The sequence below is a fragment of the Vibrio sp. J383 genome, from assembly GCF_023503985.1.
Taxonomy (GTDB): domain Bacteria; phylum Pseudomonadota; class Gammaproteobacteria; order Enterobacterales; family Vibrionaceae; genus Vibrio; species Vibrio splendidus.
On the sequence record NZ_CP097293.1, the window covers coordinates 258095 to 275646 of the forward strand.

Genomic DNA, 17552 nt, shown 5'->3' on the forward strand with positions numbered 1-17552 from the left:
CATGAAAAGATACCTATTAGACATCAAAGCCGATGATAAGCCAGTACTACTAGAGCGTGTTCTTCGTGTTATTCGTCACCGTGGCTTCATTGTTAAGCAAGTCGCGGGCACTCAAAACCACGAAAGCAAAGTGGCGAGTGTAGAGATCATTGTCGACAGTGACCGTCCGATCTCTTTTTTGGTAAACCAAATCGAAAAGCTGTGGGATGTACGTTCCGTTGACGTTATCTCTATCAGTCGTAATGAATTGCCAAATAACAACTTACAGCAAAAGATAAACGCATAAGGAACCGCAAACATGACAGCTAAAACAGCAGACTATATTTGGTTTAACGGTGAAATGGTTCCTTGGGCAGAGGCGAACGTTCACGTCCTGACTCACGCAATGCACTACGGTACTTCTGTGTTTGAAGGCGTTCGTTGTTACAACACGCCAAAAGGGCCGGTAATCTTCCGTCACCCAGAGCATGCAAGACGCCTAAAAGACTCAGCAAAAATCTACCGCTTTCCTATTCCTTTTACTGAGGAAGAAATTATGGAAGCGACTCGCGAAACGCTACGCCAAAATAAGCTACAGTCTGCGTACATACGTCCACTGGGCTTTGTAGGTAATGTTGGTTTGGGTGTGTGTCCGCCAGAAAATACTGAGATGGATCTGATCATCGCTGCGTTCCCTTGGGGTTCTTACCTAGGTGAAGAAGCGCTAGAGAATGGTGTAGATGCGATGATTTCAAGCTGGAATCGTGCCGCTCCAAATACTATCCCTACCGCTGCGAAAGCTGGTGGTAACTACCTATCTTCATTACTGGTTGGTGGTGAAGCTCGTCGTCATGGTTACGATGAAGGTATCGCACTGAGCGTCGATGGTTACCTTTCAGAAGGTGCTGGCGAGAACATATTTGTGATTCGTAACGGTGTGTTATCAACGCCACCAGCAACCAGCGCGATTCTACCGGGCATCACCCGTGATTCAATCATGACACTAGCAAAAGACATGGGTTACGAAATCCGTGAAGAAAACATTGCTCGTGAAGCGCTATACCTTGCCGATGAAGTATTCATGACAGGCACAGCTGCAGAGATCGTTCCGGTTCGCAGTGTAGACAAAATTACAGTAGGTGAAGGCAAACGCGGTCCTATCACTGAAAAAGTTCAAGCAGCTTACTTTGGTTTATTCAATGGAACCACTGAAGATAAGTGGGGCTGGTTAGACTACGTTTATCCAGCAGACCATGCGTCAGAAAACCAAACACAAACAAATAAGTAAGCAACAGCCAAATATTTTATAAGGATTTAAACAATGCCAATCTATCGTTCAGCAACGACAACCCACGGACGCAACATGGCTGGTGCGCGCGCTTTATGGCGTGCAACTGGCGTTAAAGATGATGACTTCGGTAAGCCGATCATCGCGGTTGTAAACTCTTTCACTCAATTTGTTCCAGGCCACGTTCACCTTAAAGATATGGGTCAGCTGGTTGCGGGTGAAATCGAGAAAGCGGGTGGTATCGCAAAAGAATTCAACACCATCGCGGTCGATGATGGTATCGCAATGGGTCACGGCGGCATGCTGTACTCACTGCCATCACGTGAGCTTATCGCAGACTCAGTGGAATACATGGTCAATGCACACTGTGCGGATGCAATGGTGTGTATCTCTAACTGTGACAAAATCACTCCGGGAATGATGATGGCAGCAATGCGCCTTAACATCCCAGTGATCTTTGTATCAGGCGGCCCGATGGAAGCGGGTAAAACCAAGCTTTCAGATCAGATCATCAAGCTCGACCTTGTTGATGCAATGATCCAAGGTGCCGATCCAACTATTTCTGATGAGCAAAGTGAGCAAGTAGAACGTTCTGCATGTCCAACCTGTGGTTCATGTTCAGGTATGTTCACAGCAAACTCAATGAACTGTCTAACAGAAGCTCTAGGTCTATCTCAACCGGGTAACGGTTCTATGCTGGCGACGCACGCAGACCGTGAAGAGCTATTCATCAACGCCGGTAAACGCATCGTTGATCTAACTAAGCGTTACTACGAGCAAGATGACGAGTCAGCACTGCCTCGCAACATCGCAAATCGCGCAGCCTTTGATAATGCGATGGCGCTTGATATCGCAATGGGTGGCTCAAGTAACACAGTACTTCACCTTTTAGCCGCAGCTCAAGAAGGTGACATTGATTTTGATATGGATGATATCGATGAGATGTCTCGCCGTGTTCCGCACCTTTGTAAGGTTGCTCCTTCAACACCGAAATACCACATGGAAGACGTTCACCGTGCTGGTGGCGTAATGGCTATCCTAGGTGAGCTTGATCGTGCTGGCCTACTGAATAATCAAACTCGCACCGTACTTGGCCTAAGCATGCAAGAGCAGCTCGCTCAATACGACATCATGCAAACAGAAGACGAAGCCGTGCTTAAGTTCTTCCGTGCAGGTCCTGCAGGCATCCGTACCACCAAAGCTTTCTCACAAGATTGCCGTTGGGATCGTCTAGATGACGACCGCAAAGAAGGTTGTATTCGTACCAAAGAGAATGCATTCAGCCAAGAAGGTGGCCTAGCGGTACTTTCAGGTAACATCGCCGTTGATGGTTGTATCGTTAAGACTGCGGGTGTTGATGAAGAAAACCTTAAATTCCAAGGCCCTGCAATCGTATTCGAAAGCCAAGATACGGCAGTAGAAGGCATCTTAGCGGGTAAAGTAAAAGCTGGCGAAGTGGTTGTCATTCGTTACGAAGGTCCTAAAGGCGGCCCGGGTATGCAAGAAATGCTCTACCCAACGACTTATCTAAAATCGATGGGTCTAGGCAAGTCTTGTGCTCTTCTAACCGATGGTCGTTTCTCTGGTGGTACATCAGGTCTGTCTATCGGTCACGCTTCTCCAGAAGCAGCAAGCGGCGGCGTAATTGGTCTAGTGAACACAGGCGATATCATCACTATCGATATCCCTAACCGCTCAATCACGCTTGATGTGGCTGAAGATGAACTAGCAGCACGTCGTGAAAAACAAGATGCATTAGGCTGGAAACCAGAAAACCGTCAACGTGAAGTGTCTTTCGCACTGAAAGCTTACGCAAGCATGGCGACCAGTGCCGACAAAGGCGCTGTGCGTGATAAGTCTAAGCTTGAGGGCTAACTATGAGTGATGACACCTCCAGTCCCAAAAAACAAAGTGGCGCAGATTATCTGCGCCAGATCCTGAGAGCTCCGGTTTACGAAGCGGCAATCGTGACACCTCTGCAAGATATGCCACGCTTAAGCGCGCGTATCGGTAATCAGGTTCAGCTAAAACGAGAAGACCGTCAGCCGGTACACTCGTTTAAGCTGCGCGGTGCTTACAACATGGTTTCAAGCCTTTCTGAACAACAGAAAGCAGCCGGTGTGATTGCAGCATCCGCAGGGAATCACGCACAAGGAATGGCGTTATCTGGCTCTAAGTTGGGCATTCAAACCACGATCGTGATGCCAAAAACGACACCGGATATCAAGGTTGATGCAGTACGCGGATTTGGTGGCAAAGTGGTTCTGCACGGCAGTAATTTCGATGAAGCGAAAGCGGAAGCGGAACGTCTGTCGGCTGAACATGGCTTCACCTTTGTTCCTCCTTTTGATCACCCACTCGTGATTGCAGGGCAAGGTACGATGGGCATGGAGATGCTGCAGCAAAACGGTCACATGGATTATATCTTTGTACCGGTTGGTGGTGGTGGCTTAGCCGCTGGTGTTGCAGTGCTAATCAAACAACTGATGCCAGAGATTAAAGTGATTGCGGTAGAGCCTGAAGACTCGGCTTGCTTGAAAGCAGCACTGGATGCGGGTGAACCAGTGGTACTGGATCAGGTCAGCATGTTTGCTGATGGTGTTGCGGTTAAACGCATTGGTGAAGAAACCTTCCGTCTTTGCCAACAGTACATTGATGGTCATATTACCGTCTCCAGCGATGAAATATGCTCTGCGGTAAAGGACATCTTTGAAGATACCCGTGCGATTGCTGAGCCTTCAGGAGCACTTGCTCTGGCTGGCTTGAAGAAGTTTGCAGAACAAAACCAACTGCAAAATAAGCAACTAGCAACGGTACTGTCTGGTGCGAACACCAACTTCCACGGGCTGCGTTATGTCTCTGAACGTTGTGAATTGGGTGAGAAGCGAGAAGGTCTACTTGCGGTGACGATTCCAGAGCGACAAGGTGCGTTCCTAGAGTTCTGTAACATTATTGGTGGTCGAGCGGTGACTGAGTTTAACTACCGCCACAACGACGAAAGCCTGGCGAATATCTTCGTTGGTGTACGTCTACAAGGTGGACAAGAAGAACTCGAACACATCATCAATGACCTACGTGAAGGCGGCTACCCGGTTGTCGATCTCTCAGATGATGAGATGGCAAAACTGCACATTCGCTACATGATTGGCGGTAAACCATCGAAACCTCTGAAAGAACGCCTATACAGCTTTGAGTTCCCAGAATACCCAGGTGCATTGATTAAATTCCTTGATACCTTAGGTACTCACTGGAATATCAGCCTGTTCAACTATCGTAACCACGGTGCCGACTACGGTCGTGTGCTGTGTGGCTTCGAGCTCGGTGATGACGATTTAGCTCAGTTCTCTACACACTTAGAAGAACTTGGCTACCAGTGCAAAGATGAAACAGACAACCCTTCCTACAAGTTCTTCTTGTCTTAAGAGTTAAGCTATCGAACCAAAAAGAGCGAGTATTAACTCGCTCTTTTTATTTGAGCGTTTCAGATAAACCTCACACGATCTTATTTCAAATAGATCATTAAAGTGCTTTACGATGATCTAACCAATCTTGGTGAAGCTGTTCACTTGATCCTAGATATTTGACCATCCATTCGATCAATTTATGGTTGTCATCTTTTCTCCACACCAAACAACAGTGACTCTGTGGGCTAGGCTCTGGTAATATTTTTTCCACCAGCAAGCCTTGTTCGATAATAGGTGCGGCAATATGCCTTGGCATGTAGCCCACCCCAACACCATTCTTGAGGCACTCTATCGCACTGTACCAATTAGGTAATAGAAGACGTCTCTGACTCGCATAATGGCCAGTGTGACGCTTTGGCAGTACGCTAGAGGTATCATCCAAACAGATCGCGGGATACTGGCTAACAAAGGCTTCATTAAGGTTTTGCTCTCGCACACACGGGTGACTGGGTGACATCACAAATGCCCAATCTAACCGTCCCATATCCTTAACTTCAAAGTCACCGCCAACCGGAATCGCCGAAGTGGCTCCAATGACGACATCGGCCCTACCCTGTGCAATGGCTTCCCAAGAACCATTAAACACTTCCATGTTGATCTGCAGCTCAGCGAACTCAAAGGTTTGATAAAACTCTTCAATCATCGGCTTCATCTTGTCGAGCTTAACCACGTTATCAAGGGTTAGACGTAAGGTTTTCTTCCAACCACGCGCAGCTCGGCGAGTTTGCGCACTGAGTTCTTCCATCTGTCTCAGCAGTTGACGAGCCTCTTCAATAAACAACTCCCCAGCAGGCGTCAGCTCTACTTTTCTTGGTAAGCGTCTGAAAAGTAGAACATCAAGCTCTTGCTCTACCTGCCTAACCCCATAGCTGATCGCCGATGGTACTTTGTGCAATTGCTCTGCAGCCGCAGTGAAGCTGCCCAAGCGAGCAACGGTATCAAGCATTTCTAACGAGGATTTAGAGAACATAAGCCTTCAAATTTTTTGATTGATAACTACATATTTTAGCGTTTTATTTTATCAGCTCTGAAAAATAGAATGTCAGCATAAATAAACAGGGGTTCTTACTCCTGAGTATCTAACAATTTTTTTGATGATAAAAACATCACTACCTTTAGCTTAATGGCATCTTATGAATATTTCTAAATTTCAATTGGTCTACCTTGCAGTTCTTTCCATGCTTGGCTTTATTGCGACCGATATGTACCTTCCTGCATTTAAGGCAATGGAAGTCGATTTTGCAACTGGTCCAGAGCAGATTGCTCTGTCTCTAACCGTATTCCTTGGTGGTATGGCAATGGGTCAGCTTCTTTGGGGTCTGGCGAGTGACAAGTATGGTCACCGTAATACGCTAGCGGTTGGTCTTGTTATCTTTACTGCAGCTTCATTCGGCTTAGCATTCAGTACCGAAGTATGGCACCTACTAACGCTGCGCTTCATTCAAGCGATCGGTGTGTGTGCGCCTGCGGTAATCTGGCAAGCAATGGTGATTAAGCGTTACTCTCAAAGCAGCAGCCAGCAAATTTTTGCGACTATCATGCCTCTAGTAGCGCTATCTCCAGCATTAGCACCGCAACTGGGTGTGTTACTAGCAGACAGCTTTGGTTGGCACAGTATCTTTATCACACTGACGCTAATGGGCGCATTGTTGATCGCAACGACCATGGCTCAACCAAAAGAAGCGCCAGAAGTAAAACAAACGTCGATCAAAACCGATATCAAAGCACTGCTTCATTCAAAGCCTTACATGGGTAATGTGTTGATGTTTGCTTCAGCGTCAGCAGCGTTCTTCGCTTACCTAACCGGTATGCCAGAGATCATGGCTCAGCTGGGTTATGAAGCAAAAGACATCGGCTTGAGCTTTATCCCACAGACAATCGCATTCATGGCGGGTGGTTACTTCGGTAAGCAGGCTGTGAAGAAGTATGGCGATGGTGTCGTACTAAGAAATCTTATTGGTTTGTTTAGTGTTGCCGCATTACTAATTTTCATTGCATCACAATGGGAACTGACTTCAATCTGGCCTCTACTCGCACCTTTCTGTCTAATTGCCGTAGCGAATGGCGCACTTTACCCAATCGTAGTAAACCGTGCCCTATCAAGCGCGAAACAGAGCCCTGCGACAGCGGCTGGCTTACAAAACAGCCTGCAAATCAGTATTAGTGGCCTAGCAAGTGCATTGGTTGCAGCAATGGCAAGCCAAGCACTAAGCGCAACAGGAATAGCGGTAGTGATTTGTTTAGGTGCATTGTGGGTTGGCTATATTGTTTCGAACAAAGAGCTTTCTGAACACTTCGCAACACCGGATAACTCTCGAGTGGTTGCTGACGATAAGCAAGACTAGTTTATCGTTTAACGAAAACAAAAAAAGAGCGAGTAATCTCGCTCTTTTTTTATATCTAAAGTTATTTAGAAAGCAGCCAGTAGCATTGCTACTGGCTTGTATCAGAATATCTTTTGGACGTTAGTACTTACTTCTTAGTTGGACGTTTCCAATCAGCAATCTTACGTTCTTTAGCACGACTGATAACTAACTCATTTTCAGCAACATCACGAGTTACTGTAGAGCCAGCACCAACGGTAGCGCCATTACCAATAGTAACTGGAGCAATTAATTGACTATCTGAGCCAACGAATACGTCATCGCCGATGATGGTCTTAAACTTGTTTGCGCCATCATAGTTACAAGTGATAGCACCTGCACCCACGTTTACGCGCTGACCAATTTCAGCATCGCCTAAGTACGTTAGGTGATTCGCTTTAGAGCCCTCACCAAGGCGAGTGTTCTTCACTTCAACGAAGTTACCAACGTGCGAGTTATTACGCATGTCAGCACCAGGACGTAGACGAGTGAAAGGACCAACCGTACAGTCTTCACCGACCGTTGCACCTTCAATTACACTGTATGGACGCACGATGGTGTTGTCATCGATCTCACAGTCTTTCAATACACAACCGGTACCGATAACCACGTTGTCGCCAATGCTTACGCTGCCTTCGATGATAACGTTAGTATCAATCTCAACATCCATACCGCACTGCAATTCACCGCGTAGATCAAAGCGGCTTGGGTCACGTAGCATAACGCCTTGCTTCAATAGTTTGTCGGCTTGCTCAGCTTGATAAGCGCGTTCTAAACGAGCCAGTTGAGAGCGGTCGTTCACGCCTTCAACTTCAATAGGGCTTACTGGGTGTACAGCTTCTACAGCACGACCTTCATCGTGAGCCGCTGCAATAACGTCAGTCAGGTAGTATTCACCTTGTGCGTTATCGTTGCTTAAGCCAGACAACCAACGCTTCAGATCGCCACCAGTCGCAACCATAACGCCAGTGTTGATCTCTTTGATAAGCTTCTGCTCATCCGTTGCATCTTTCTGCTCAACGATAGCCACAACAGGGCCATTACGACGAATAATACGACCGTAGCCCATTGGGTTGTCTAACACGACCGTAAGTAGCGCGATGCCACCGTTTGGTTGAGCGTCTAATAGGTTTTCAATGGTTTGAGGTGAAATCAATGGAACATCACCGTATAGCACCAGTACTTTTTCATCATCAGCGAAATGTGCAGATGCCTGATCCACAGCGTGGCCAGTACCCAACTGCTCAGCTTGCAGTGCCCAATTTACCGATTCTTCAGCTAAAGTAGCCTTCATCTGATCACCACCGTGACCGTAAACCAAGTTGATGTTTTGAGCGCCTAAGCCGTTACAAGTATCAATAACATGTTTAACCATCGGCTTACCCGCAAGCGTGTGCAGAACCTTTGGTGTGTTTGAATACATGCGAGTGCCTTTACCCGCTGCGAGAATTACCGCGCTAAACTTCATTGTAAACCTATCCAACATTATTTTTATTAAGCCGATATTGTAACCGTTTTTGGCAAAAAAATTAAATCGCAATAACCATTTAACCAGTAGTGATACGTAAAATAAGCATTTTTGAGAATCCAAAAATGCAAAAAGGCGACCCTTAGGTCGCCTTTATCTCAGAGTCAGTAATCTTATAAAAGATTAACGACGCTGTTTTGTCAGTTCGATAACTCGTAACTGAGCAATGGCTTTAGCCAGTTCACCGGCCGCTTGTGCGAAGTCTATATCGCCATGCTGATTTTGGATATTCTCCACAGCCTTGCGTTTAGCTTCTTCCGCCTTTGCTGCGTCTAGTTCTTCACCACGGATAGCCGTATCAGCCAGTACAGTCGCTGTACCAGGTTGAACTTCTACCATACCACCAGAAACATAAATAATTTCTTCGTGGCCGTGCTGCTTAACAATACGCACCATACCAGGCTTGATAGCGGTCAGCAGTGGAGTGTGACCATGGAAAATACCAAGCTCACCCTCACTACCGGTCACCTGAAACGTCTCAACAAGGCCTGAGAAAATTTGTTTCTCTGCACTTACAACGTCTAGGTGAAAGGTTATTGCTGCCATATCGCCTCCTAGTTAGCCTTATAGCTTCTTAGCATTCTCAATAGCTTCGTCAATTGCACCACAGTACATGAACGCTTGCTCTGGAATGTCATCGTATTCACCAGATAGAAGACCTTGGAAGCCACGTAGAGTCTCTTTAAGAGGTACGTAAACGCCTGGGTCACCTGTAAATACTTCCGCTACGTGGTAAGGCTGAGTTAGGAACTTCTCAATCTTACGAGCACGAGATACAACTTGCTTATCTGTTTCAGATAGCTCATCCATACCTAGGATAGCAATGATATCTTTCAGCTCTTTATAGCGCTGAAGAGTAGACTGAACGCCACGAGCAATGTCGTAGTGCTCTTGTCCAACTACCAATGGATCCAGTTGACGTGAAGTAGAATCTAGCGGGTCGATCGCTGGGTATAGACCCATAGATGCGATATTACGGTTAAGTACTACCGTTGCATCTAAGTGAGCGAACGTTGTTGCTGGAGACGGGTCAGTCAAGTCATCCGCAGGTACATATACCGCCTGTACAGACGTGATAGAACCAGCTTTAGTTGACGTGATACGCTCTTGTAGAACACCCATTTCTTCAGCTAGTGTAGGTTGGTAACCTACCGCAGAAGGCATACGACCTAGAAGTGCTGATACTTCAGTACCTGCTAGTGTGTAACGGTAGATGTTATCAACAAACAGTAGAACGTCACGACCTTCGTCACGGAAGCGTTCAGCCATTGTTAGACCAGTCAGTGCAACACGTAGACGGTTACCTGGTGGCTCGTTCATCTGACCGTAAACCATCGCTACTTTTGATTCTTCAGGGTTTTCGATGTTTACAACACCAGCTTCCTGCATCTCAAAGTAGAAATCGTTACCTTCACGAGTACGCTCACCTACACCTGCAAATACAGATAGGCCTGAGTGTTGAAGTGCGATGTTGTTGATAAGTTCCATCATGTTAACGGTCTTACCTACACCAGCACCACCGAATAGACCGATTTTACCACCCTTAGCGAATGGACAAATCAAGTCGATTACTTTAACACCAGTTTCTAGAAGAGAAGTCTCGTTAGACTGCTCTTCGTAGCTTGGAGCTTCGCGGTGAATTGCGTAATGCTCTTCAGCACCGATTTCACCACACTCATCAATTGCGTCACCTAGGACGTTCATGATACGACCAAGTGTCTTAGTACCTACTGGTACCGAGATTGGAGCGCCAGTATTTTCAACTGTCAAACCACGACGTAAACCATCAGAGCTACCCATTACGATTGCGCGTACTACGCCACCGCCAAGTTGTTGCTGAACTTCAAGAACTAGACGTTCTGTCACTTCATTAACATTCAGAGCATCGTATACACGAGGTACTTCGCCCTGTGGGAACTCTACGTCGACTACCGCACCAATGATCTGTACGATCTTACCTGTAGCCATCGTTAATCCTCTAACTATTTAGTTTTACCTAAGCTTAAACCGCAGCTGCGCCTGAAACGATCTCAGAAAGTTCTTGTGTAATCGCCGATTGACGGGCTTTGTTATACACAAGTTCTAAGTCATCAATAATGTCACCAGCGTTATCTGTTGCTGATTTCATTGCAATCATTCGAGCTGCTTGCTCACAAGCAAGATTCTCGACCACACCTTGATACACTTGAGATTCGACGTATCGAACTAATAGTGCATCTAGTAGTGGTTTTGGCTCGGGCTCATAAATGTAGTCCCAAGAATGACTGCGTTTCATTTCTTCGCTGTCTGATTTAGGCAAAGGAAGTAATTGATCGATCGTTGGTTCTTGAACCATAGTGTTTTCAAATCTGTTAAACACTACGAACAGGCGATCCAATTCACCTTCATCATATTTCTTCAGCATAACGCTTACAGAGCCAATCAAGTCTTCAAGGCTTGGACGATCGCCCAGACCAGAAACTTGAGCTGCTACTTTCGCGCCGCTGTTATTGAAAAATGCTGTTGCTTTAGTACCTACAATTGCAAGTTCTACATCAGCACCTTTCTCAGACCAATCTTTCATGTCGTTCATAGCTTTTTTGAACAAGTTAATGTTCAAACCACCACAAAGACCACGGTCTGTAGAAACGATGATGTAACCAACACGTTTGGCTTCACGTTCCTCAAGATAAGGATGCTTATACTCGAGGCTACCATTAGCCAAATGACCGATCACTTTACGCATTGTTTCTGCATATGGACGAGTAGCTTCCATTGCGTCTTGAGAACGACGCATTTTCGAAGCTGCTACCATTTCCATTGCTTTCGTAATCTTCTGTGTGCTTTTAACACTACCGATTTTATTACGTATCTCTTTTGCGCCGGCCATCGTTACTCTCCGTTAATGGTATGAGGTGGCCCTAAGACCACCTACCAATTACCAGGTCTGGGTTGCCTTGAAATCGTCAACAAGCTTCTTCAGCTCAGCTTCGATTTCTTTGTTGAAAGCACCCGTTGCGTCGATCTGTGTTGCTAGATCAGCGTATTGACCACGAGCAAACGACAGTAAAGCAGCTTCAAAATCTAGAACTTTTGACAGTTCTACGTCTTGAAGGTATCCACGCTCTGCAGCGAAGATTACTAGAGCTTGGTCAAATACAGACATAGGAGCATATTGTTTCTGCTTCATCAGTTCTGTAACTTTTTGACCGTGGTCTAGTTGCTTTTTGGTCGCTTCATCAAGATCCGATGAGAACTGTGCAAATGCTGCTAGTTCACGGTATTGAGCTAGAGCAGTACGGATACCGCCAGATAGCTTCTTGATGATTTTAGTCTGCGCCGAACCACCTACACGAGAAACTGAGATACCAGGGTCAACAGCTGGACGTACGCCCGCGTTGAATAGTTCAGTTTGTAGGAAGATCTGACCATCAGTAATCGAGATTACGTTCGTTGGTACGAATGCAGATACGTCACCAGCTTGCGTTTCGATGATAGGAAGAGCAGTTAAAGAACCAGTCTTGCCTGTCACTTCACCGTTAGTGAACTTTTCTACGTATGCTTCGCTTACACGAGCAGCACGCTCTAGTAGACGAGAGTGAAGGTAGAAAACATCACCAGGGAACGCTTCACGGCCAGGTGGACGCTTAAGTAGTAGTGAAATTTGACGGTAAGCTACCGCTTGCTTAGATAGATCATCATAAACAATCAGTGCATCTTCGCCGCGATCACGGAAGTATTCCCCCATCGCACAACCAGCATACGGTGCAAGGTATTGCAGCGCAGCAGATTCAGAAGCAGATGCAACAACAACAACAGTGTTAGCCAGTGCGCCGTGCTCTTCTAGTTTGCGAACTACGTTAGCAATAGTCGACGCTTTTTGGCCGATAGCTACGTAGATAGAGAAAATACCAGAGTCTTTCTGGTTGATAATCGCATCGATCGCCATTGCTGTTTTACCAGTCTGACGGTCACCGATTACTAGTTCACGTTGACCACGACCGATAGGGATCATTGAGTCAACTGACTTGTAACCAGTTTGAACAGGTTGATCTACCGATTTACGGTCGATTACACCTGGTGCGATAATTTCTACAGGCGAAGTTAGTTTCGCTTCGATAGGACCTTTACCATCAATTGGCTCACCTAGCGTGTTTACAACACGACCAAGCATTTCAGGACCTACTGGTACTTCAAGAATACGACCAGTACCTGTAACTTTCATGCCTTCCTGTAGGTCAGCATACGGGCCCATTACAACAGCACCAACCGAATCACGGTTCAAGTTTAGTGCTAGCGCGTAACGGCCACCCGGTAGTTCGATCATTTCACCTTGCATCACGTCCGCTAGGCCGTGGATGCTAAGGATGCCATCGCTTACAGAAACGATAGTACCTTCATTGCGAGCTTCACTAACAACGTCGAAAGATTCAATACGTTGTTTAATTAGATCGCTAATTTCAGTGGAATTAAGTTGCATGCTCCAATCCCCATTAAGACTGCAATGCATCGCTCAGGCGGTCTAAACGACTGCGCGCTGAGTTATCGATGACTAGGTCTCCGGCTCGAATAATAACTCCACTAAGTAGAGTCTCATCTATACTGCAATTCAGCTGAACTTTGCGCGCTAGGCGCAGTTCCAATTTGCTGATGATGCTTGTGCGCTGTTCTTCAGAAAGTTCAACCGCTGAAGTAACATCAACGTCGATTTCTTTCTCGTGCTCTTGTTTAAGCAATAAGAACTGTTTACAAACATCAGGAAAGGCCATTAAACGACCATTCTCTGCCATCACTTTAATTAAGTTCTGGCCGAATTCATCAAATTGTTCGCCACAAATTACAATGAATATTTCAGCTAACTTTTCAGCAGTCATTGAACTGCTTAATAAATTATGAACATCATCATTTTGTGCCACTTCGGCAGCAAAAGTAAGCATTTGACCCCATTGGTCTAGCTCACCTTTATCTACCGCAAAGTCAAACGCTGCTTTAGCATAGGGGCGTGCGATTGTAGTCAAATCAGACATATACAGCCCCTTGCTTTAAAGTTTTGCAGTAATGTTGTTAAGAAGATCATTGTGTACATCTTTATCGATTGTACGCTCAAGGATTTTCTCAGCACCAGCTATAGCCAGAGTTGCGACTTGTTTGCGCAGGTCATCACGGGCACGTGTGCGTTCAGCTTCAATTTCAGCTTCAGCTTGCGTTAAGATCTTCTGGCGTTCTGCCTGAGCCTCTTCGCGAGCTTCATCAATAATTTGAGCTTTACGTTTGTTTGCCTGATCAATAACCTCAGTTGCAGTGCGCTTCGCTTCCTTCATTTGCTCAGAAGCGTTGGCTTGTGCCAGGTTCAAGTCTTTAGCAGCGCGTTCAGCGGCTACAAGACCGTCAGCAATTTTCTTCTGACGTTCTTCAATTGCTTGCATGATTGGTGGCCATACATATTTCATGCAGAACCAAACAAACAGCGAAAAAGCAATTGCTTGACCTAACAGAGTTGCGTTCATATTCACAACAGCTACTCCTCGTTAAGAATCAACTACAAAAATTTAATTAACTATTAAGAGTTAATTAGCCTGCTAGCTGACTTACAAATGGGTTAGCAAACGTGAATAGTAGTGCGATTACGATACCGATCATTGGAACAGCATCCAGTAGACCAGCGATGATGAACATCTTAACTTGTAGCATTGGAGCCATTTCAGGTTGACGCGCAGCGCCTTCTAGGAATTTACCACCAAGAATAGCAAAACCAATTGCAGTACCTACGGCACAAAGACCAACAATGATAGCAACAGCGATTGCTGAAAAACTTAGTACAGTTTCCATTTACGTTCTCCGATTAACATTAATAGTTAGAATAAAGCTTAAAAATTTTTTAGTGATCACTATCTTCATGGGCCATTGATAGGTAAACGATTGTCAACATCATGAAAACAAACGCTTGAATCAAAATAACCAAGATATGGAAGATAGCCCAAGGTAGTGCACCTACCCATTGTAAGTACCACGGTAGCATTGCCGCGATAAGAATAAACACCACCTCACCCGCAAACATATTACCAAATAAACGCATACCTAGAGATAGTGGCTTCGCTAATAACGAAATTACCTCAAGTACCAAGTTAAATGGAATCATGATTGGGTGATTAAATGGATGCAGTGCCAATTCTTTAGCAAATCCGCCTAAGCCTTTTACTTTGATGCTGTAGTAGATCATCAGAGCAAAAACACCTAAAGCCATTGCCATTGTTATATTTACATCAGCTGTAGGAACCACTTTCAAGTAAGGGATACCTAGCCAATGCTCTGCAGGATACGGTAAGAAATCGATAGGCACTAAGTCCATCAAGTTCATTATGATAATCCAGCAGAATATAGTCAGTGCTAATGGAGCTACCAGAGGATTGCGGCCATGGAAAGTTTCTTTAACGTTGTCGCCAACGAATTCCACTACCATTTCAACAAAACACTGAAGCTTACCAGGTACACCTACTGTTGCTTTCTTAGCGACTGAGCGAAAAACCCAAAGGAATAACACCCCTGTCAGCACAGAAAAAAACAGACTGTCTATATGTACGTTCCAGAAACTTGTTTCCTCTACAAGACCAAACTTAGCTAAAGAAAGGTTTTGTAAATGGTGTTCAATGTATCCGGATGCTGTTGGCGCAGCCATAACTCATCCTATTTTTTATTGTTAATGAAAAGCACTGGCGCAAAGATATTAATACCTAGAACCAGTAAATAGGTCAGTTTGAGGGGAATTAATTCCACCTGCATATACATGTAGACAATAGAGAATAGTAAAACTGTGATTAAGATTTTGAGCACTTCGCCAGCATAGAACGACGCCGCAACTAACTTAGTTGCACGAGCTCCACAAAATAGGAAAGCACACACACAAAAAACTACATTCGCGATGACAAAAATACCGCCACCGATTAATGCAGCAAAACCCCAATCAGGATTAACAGCTAAACCTAACCCTATCGCCACTAATATAACCGCGCTAAGCTCGATCAATAACATTTGCTTTGCAAGCACTCGTCCTGGTCTTGCTAACGCCGCTACCATGTATTCGTTCCTCTTTAAGCCCACTTTACCACTCGCTTCAAAGCGTGCTGAGAAATTGGCGAAAATTATACGTTCAGCCAAATTGATTGCAATCACAATGCAGCAATCATTTACATTTTTGCATACAAACCGACAACTTTTGTACGCAATTGCTTGTTTATTACATAATTGACCTAAATCAATTATCTCATTTAGTACTCTAGTTTAGCAATAAGTTGCTCTAATTTGTGAGGCTCATCAATAGTAATCGTCACTTTTGACTTACCGCTAACAGAACGAGTAACTGAAACGTTTGCTTGCAATTTTTCCGTGAGTCTTCGTGAAAGTTCGATAGCTTCTGTGTCTTCAGGCTTCGATTCTAGTTCAACGTCGGGTTTTAAGCACTTTTTGACAAGCTGCTCAGTTTGACGCACGGTCATTTTTTTTGTTGCCGCAGTGTTTGCTGCTTCAATCTGGGTATCACCTTCAAGCGCAAGCAATGCTCGAGCATGACCCATTTCCAGTAGTTTATTGGAAACTAAACCTTTTACTTCATTTTCTAGCTGATTTAGACGTAATAAGTTACTAACCGTTGCTCTCGATTTACCGATCACTTCGGCGACTTGTTGATGTGTCAGCTCAAATTCGTTCTGTAAGCGCTCTAGCGCTTGTGCTTCTTCGATAACATTCAAGTCTTCACGCTGAATGTTTTCAATCAATGCCATCGCAATCGCAGCTTTGTCTTCAACCTTCTTGACCAAGCACGGCACCTGTTTTAAGCCAGCTTGACGCGCAGCTCTCCAACGGCGCTCACCAGCGATAATCTCATATTGACCATACGCTAAAGGACGCACGACGATAGGTTGGATAATACCTTGAGATTGAATAGATGCGGCCAGCTCTTCTAGCGCTTCTGGCGCCATATCCTTACGCGGTTGATATACGCCTGGCTTCAAACTACCGATAGCAATCTCTGTGAACTCGCCTTCTGCAGACAAAGCCTGACTATGAGAAGCAACTTGTTGTTTTTCACGAGCCAATGAGCTAGTTGCAAGTAATGCATCTAACCCTTTTCCTAAACCACGCTTAGACATTGAGCGAATTCCTTTGGTTAGACCTATACTGGGACTTCTTCACGACGCAACATTTCGCCTGCAAGAGCAAGATATGCCTTAGCACCTGCGGAATACTTGTCGTAGTACATTGCTGGCTTGCCATGACTCGGCGCTTCTGCCAAACGTACATTTCGAGGGATCACAGTTCGGTAAACTTTGCTACCGAAGTGTTTTTTGAGTTGATCAGAGACTTCATTCGATAAGCGGTTACGAGGATCATACATTGTACGAAGAAGACCTTCGATCTTCAGATTCTCGTTTACTACTGCAGCCAGCTTACTGATGGTATCCATCAACGCAGTCAAACCTTCCAAAGCAAAATATTCACATTGCATAGGAACCAATACGGAATCGGCCGCAGCCATCGCGTTGATTGTAAGAAGGTTTAATGAAGGTGGGCAATCAATAAAGATGAAATCATAGTTGTCGCGAATGGATTCGAGTGCGTTTTTTAAACGAACTTCACGAGCAAATACTTCCATTAACTTGATTTCTGCCGCAGTAACATCACCGTTTGCGGCGATGAGGTCATAGTTGCCAGATGTACTTCGGCAAACTACCTCATCAAATGGGGTGTCTTCAACCAGCAAATCGTAAGCAGTTGCTTCAACTTGATACTTGTCGACACCGCTCGCCATAGTGGCATTACCTTGAGGATCGAGGTCAACAACCAATATCTTGCGTTTTGTTGCCGCCATTGATGCTGCCAAATTAATGCAAGTTGTTGTTTTTCCTACGCCGCCCTTCTGGTTGGCAATTGCTACGATTTTACCCACTATGGCC

Annotated in this window: 18 protein-coding genes; 5 read left to right on the forward strand and 13 right to left on the reverse strand. The window is 45.3% G+C overall.

Annotated elements, in window-relative coordinates:
- The first annotated feature begins 1 nt into the window (after position 1).
- From ilvM to ilvA, 4 genes are read left to right on the forward strand one after another with little or no spacing between them, the layout of a single operon-like run.
- Positions 2–286, forward strand: coding sequence for an acetolactate synthase 2 small subunit (ilvM, locus tag M4S28_RS01215; protein WP_017077311.1), 285 nt, complete (start codon positions 2–4; stop codon positions 284–286).
- A 12-nt stretch (positions 287–298) separates the two neighbouring features.
- On the forward strand, positions 299–1267 hold the full coding sequence (locus M4S28_RS01220) for a branched-chain amino acid transaminase (RefSeq protein WP_065205707.1): 969 nt from the start codon (positions 299–301) through the stop codon (positions 1265–1267).
- Positions 1268–1300: 33 nt separating this feature from the next.
- Positions 1301–3142, forward strand: coding sequence for a dihydroxy-acid dehydratase (gene ilvD, locus M4S28_RS01225; protein ID WP_017077309.1), 1842 nt, complete (start codon positions 1301–1303; stop codon positions 3140–3142).
- Positions 3143–3144: 2 nt separating this feature from the next.
- Positions 3145–4689 (forward strand): threonine ammonia-lyase, biosynthetic, encoded by a 1545-nt coding sequence (gene ilvA, locus M4S28_RS01230; protein WP_065205706.1) that lies wholly within the window; start codon positions 3145–3147, stop codon positions 4687–4689.
- A gap of 97 nt (positions 4690–4786) precedes the next feature.
- On the opposite strand, the gene punR is transcribed toward ilvA, so the two are convergent.
- Positions 4787–5701: a DNA-binding transcriptional activator PunR gene (punR, locus tag M4S28_RS01235; protein WP_004735746.1), complete on the reverse strand. Its 915-nt coding sequence runs from the start codon at positions 5699–5701 to the stop codon at positions 4787–4789.
- A gap of 163 nt (positions 5702–5864) precedes the next feature.
- Between punR and punC the strand changes: the two genes are divergently transcribed.
- Complete coding sequence (punC, locus tag M4S28_RS01240) at positions 5865–7076, forward strand: purine nucleoside transporter PunC (RefSeq protein WP_017090728.1); 1212 nt, start codon at positions 5865–5867, stop codon at positions 7074–7076.
- Between the two features lie 127 nt (positions 7077–7203).
- On the opposite strand, the gene glmU is transcribed toward punC, so the two are convergent.
- From glmU to M4S28_RS01300, 12 genes are all read right to left on the reverse strand, one after another.
- A complete protein-coding gene (gene glmU, locus M4S28_RS01245; RefSeq protein WP_065608163.1) occupies positions 7204–8562 on the reverse strand; it encodes a bifunctional UDP-N-acetylglucosamine diphosphorylase/glucosamine-1-phosphate N-acetyltransferase GlmU in 1359 nt (452 codons plus the stop codon).
- A gap of 183 nt (positions 8563–8745) precedes the next feature.
- Positions 8746–9168, reverse strand: coding sequence for a F0F1 ATP synthase subunit epsilon (locus M4S28_RS01250; RefSeq protein ID WP_004735742.1), 423 nt, complete (start codon positions 9166–9168; stop codon positions 8746–8748).
- An 18-nt stretch (positions 9169–9186) separates the two neighbouring features.
- On the reverse strand, positions 9187–10590 hold the full coding sequence (gene atpD / locus M4S28_RS01255) for a F0F1 ATP synthase subunit beta (RefSeq protein ID WP_017073834.1): 1404 nt from the start codon (positions 10588–10590) through the stop codon (positions 9187–9189).
- A gap of 34 nt (positions 10591–10624) precedes the next feature.
- Positions 10625–11491: a F0F1 ATP synthase subunit gamma gene (gene atpG / locus M4S28_RS01260; protein ID WP_017073833.1), complete on the reverse strand. Its 867-nt coding sequence runs from the start codon at positions 11489–11491 to the stop codon at positions 10625–10627.
- A 48-nt stretch (positions 11492–11539) separates the two neighbouring features.
- Positions 11540–13081, reverse strand: coding sequence for a F0F1 ATP synthase subunit alpha (gene atpA / locus M4S28_RS01265; protein ID WP_004735737.1), 1542 nt, complete (start codon positions 13079–13081; stop codon positions 11540–11542).
- Positions 13082–13094: 13 nt separating this feature from the next.
- Complete coding sequence (gene atpH, locus M4S28_RS01270; RefSeq protein WP_004735736.1) at positions 13095–13628, reverse strand: F0F1 ATP synthase subunit delta; 534 nt, start codon at positions 13626–13628, stop codon at positions 13095–13097.
- 15 nt (positions 13629–13643) lie between these two features.
- Complete coding sequence (gene atpF / locus M4S28_RS01275) at positions 13644–14114, reverse strand: F0F1 ATP synthase subunit B (protein WP_017077303.1); 471 nt, start codon at positions 14112–14114, stop codon at positions 13644–13646.
- Positions 14115–14172: 58 nt separating this feature from the next.
- Positions 14173–14430 (reverse strand): F0F1 ATP synthase subunit C, encoded by a 258-nt coding sequence (gene atpE / locus M4S28_RS01280; protein ID WP_004735734.1) that lies wholly within the window; start codon positions 14428–14430, stop codon positions 14173–14175.
- 49 nt (positions 14431–14479) lie between these two features.
- Positions 14480–15277: a F0F1 ATP synthase subunit A gene (gene atpB / locus M4S28_RS01285; RefSeq protein WP_004735733.1), complete on the reverse strand. Its 798-nt coding sequence runs from the start codon at positions 15275–15277 to the stop codon at positions 14480–14482.
- Positions 15278–15285: 8 nt separating this feature from the next.
- Positions 15286–15675 carry a F0F1 ATP synthase subunit I gene (locus tag M4S28_RS01290; protein WP_004735732.1) on the reverse strand — a complete coding sequence of 130 codons (390 nt, stop codon included), beginning with the start codon at positions 15673–15675 and terminating at the stop codon, positions 15286–15288.
- 191 nt (positions 15676–15866) lie between these two features.
- Positions 15867–16748, reverse strand: a complete 882-nt coding sequence (locus tag M4S28_RS01295; RefSeq protein ID WP_249632169.1) for a ParB/RepB/Spo0J family partition protein — start codon at positions 16746–16748, stop codon at positions 15867–15869.
- A gap of 23 nt (positions 16749–16771) precedes the next feature.
- Entirely contained in the window at positions 16772–17545 is a 774-nt protein-coding gene (locus M4S28_RS01300; RefSeq protein ID WP_017077301.1) for a ParA family protein, read from the reverse strand.
- Positions 17546–17552: the final 7 nt, after the last annotated feature.

What these genes read in the sequence shown, in the direction of transcription:
- M4S28_RS01295 (WP_249632169.1), bottom strand. Translation starts at nt 16,748, where the DNA reads ATGTCTAAGCGTGGTTTAGGAAAAGGGTTAGATGCATTACTTGCAACT.
- atpG (WP_017073833.1), bottom strand. Translation starts at nt 11,491, where the DNA reads ATGGCCGGCGCAAAAGAGATACGTAATAAAATCGGTAGTGTTAAAAGC.
- punR (WP_004735746.1), bottom strand. Translation starts at nt 5,701, where the DNA reads ATGTTCTCTAAATCCTCGTTAGAAATGCTTGATACCGTTGCTCGCTTG.
- atpE (WP_004735734.1), bottom strand. Translation starts at nt 14,430, where the DNA reads ATGGAAACTGTACTAAGTTTTTCAGCAATCGCTGTTGCTATCATTGTT.
- ilvA (WP_065205706.1), top strand. Translation starts at nt 3,145, where the DNA reads ATGAGTGATGACACCTCCAGTCCCAAAAAACAAAGTGGCGCAGATTAT.
- atpA (WP_004735737.1), bottom strand. Translation starts at nt 13,081, where the DNA reads ATGCAACTTAATTCCACTGAAATTAGCGATCTAATTAAACAACGTATT.
- ilvD (WP_017077309.1), top strand. Translation starts at nt 1,301, where the DNA reads ATGCCAATCTATCGTTCAGCAACGACAACCCACGGACGCAACATGGCT.
- M4S28_RS01220 (WP_065205707.1), top strand. Translation starts at nt 299, where the DNA reads ATGACAGCTAAAACAGCAGACTATATTTGGTTTAACGGTGAAATGGTT.
- ilvM (WP_017077311.1), top strand. Translation starts at nt 2, where the DNA reads ATGAAAAGATACCTATTAGACATCAAAGCCGATGATAAGCCAGTACTA.
- M4S28_RS01290 (WP_004735732.1), bottom strand. Translation starts at nt 15,675, where the DNA reads ATGGTAGCGGCGTTAGCAAGACCAGGACGAGTGCTTGCAAAGCAAATG.
- glmU (WP_065608163.1), bottom strand. Translation starts at nt 8,562, where the DNA reads ATGAAGTTTAGCGCGGTAATTCTCGCAGCGGGTAAAGGCACTCGCATG.
- M4S28_RS01250 (WP_004735742.1), bottom strand. Translation starts at nt 9,168, where the DNA reads ATGGCAGCAATAACCTTTCACCTAGACGTTGTAAGTGCAGAGAAACAA.
- atpB (WP_004735733.1), bottom strand. Translation starts at nt 15,277, where the DNA reads ATGGCTGCGCCAACAGCATCCGGATACATTGAACACCATTTACAAAAC.
- atpH (WP_004735736.1), bottom strand. Translation starts at nt 13,628, where the DNA reads ATGTCTGATTTGACTACAATCGCACGCCCCTATGCTAAAGCAGCGTTT.
- punC (WP_017090728.1), top strand. Translation starts at nt 5,865, where the DNA reads ATGAATATTTCTAAATTTCAATTGGTCTACCTTGCAGTTCTTTCCATG.
- atpD (WP_017073834.1), bottom strand. Translation starts at nt 10,590, where the DNA reads ATGGCTACAGGTAAGATCGTACAGATCATTGGTGCGGTAGTCGACGTA.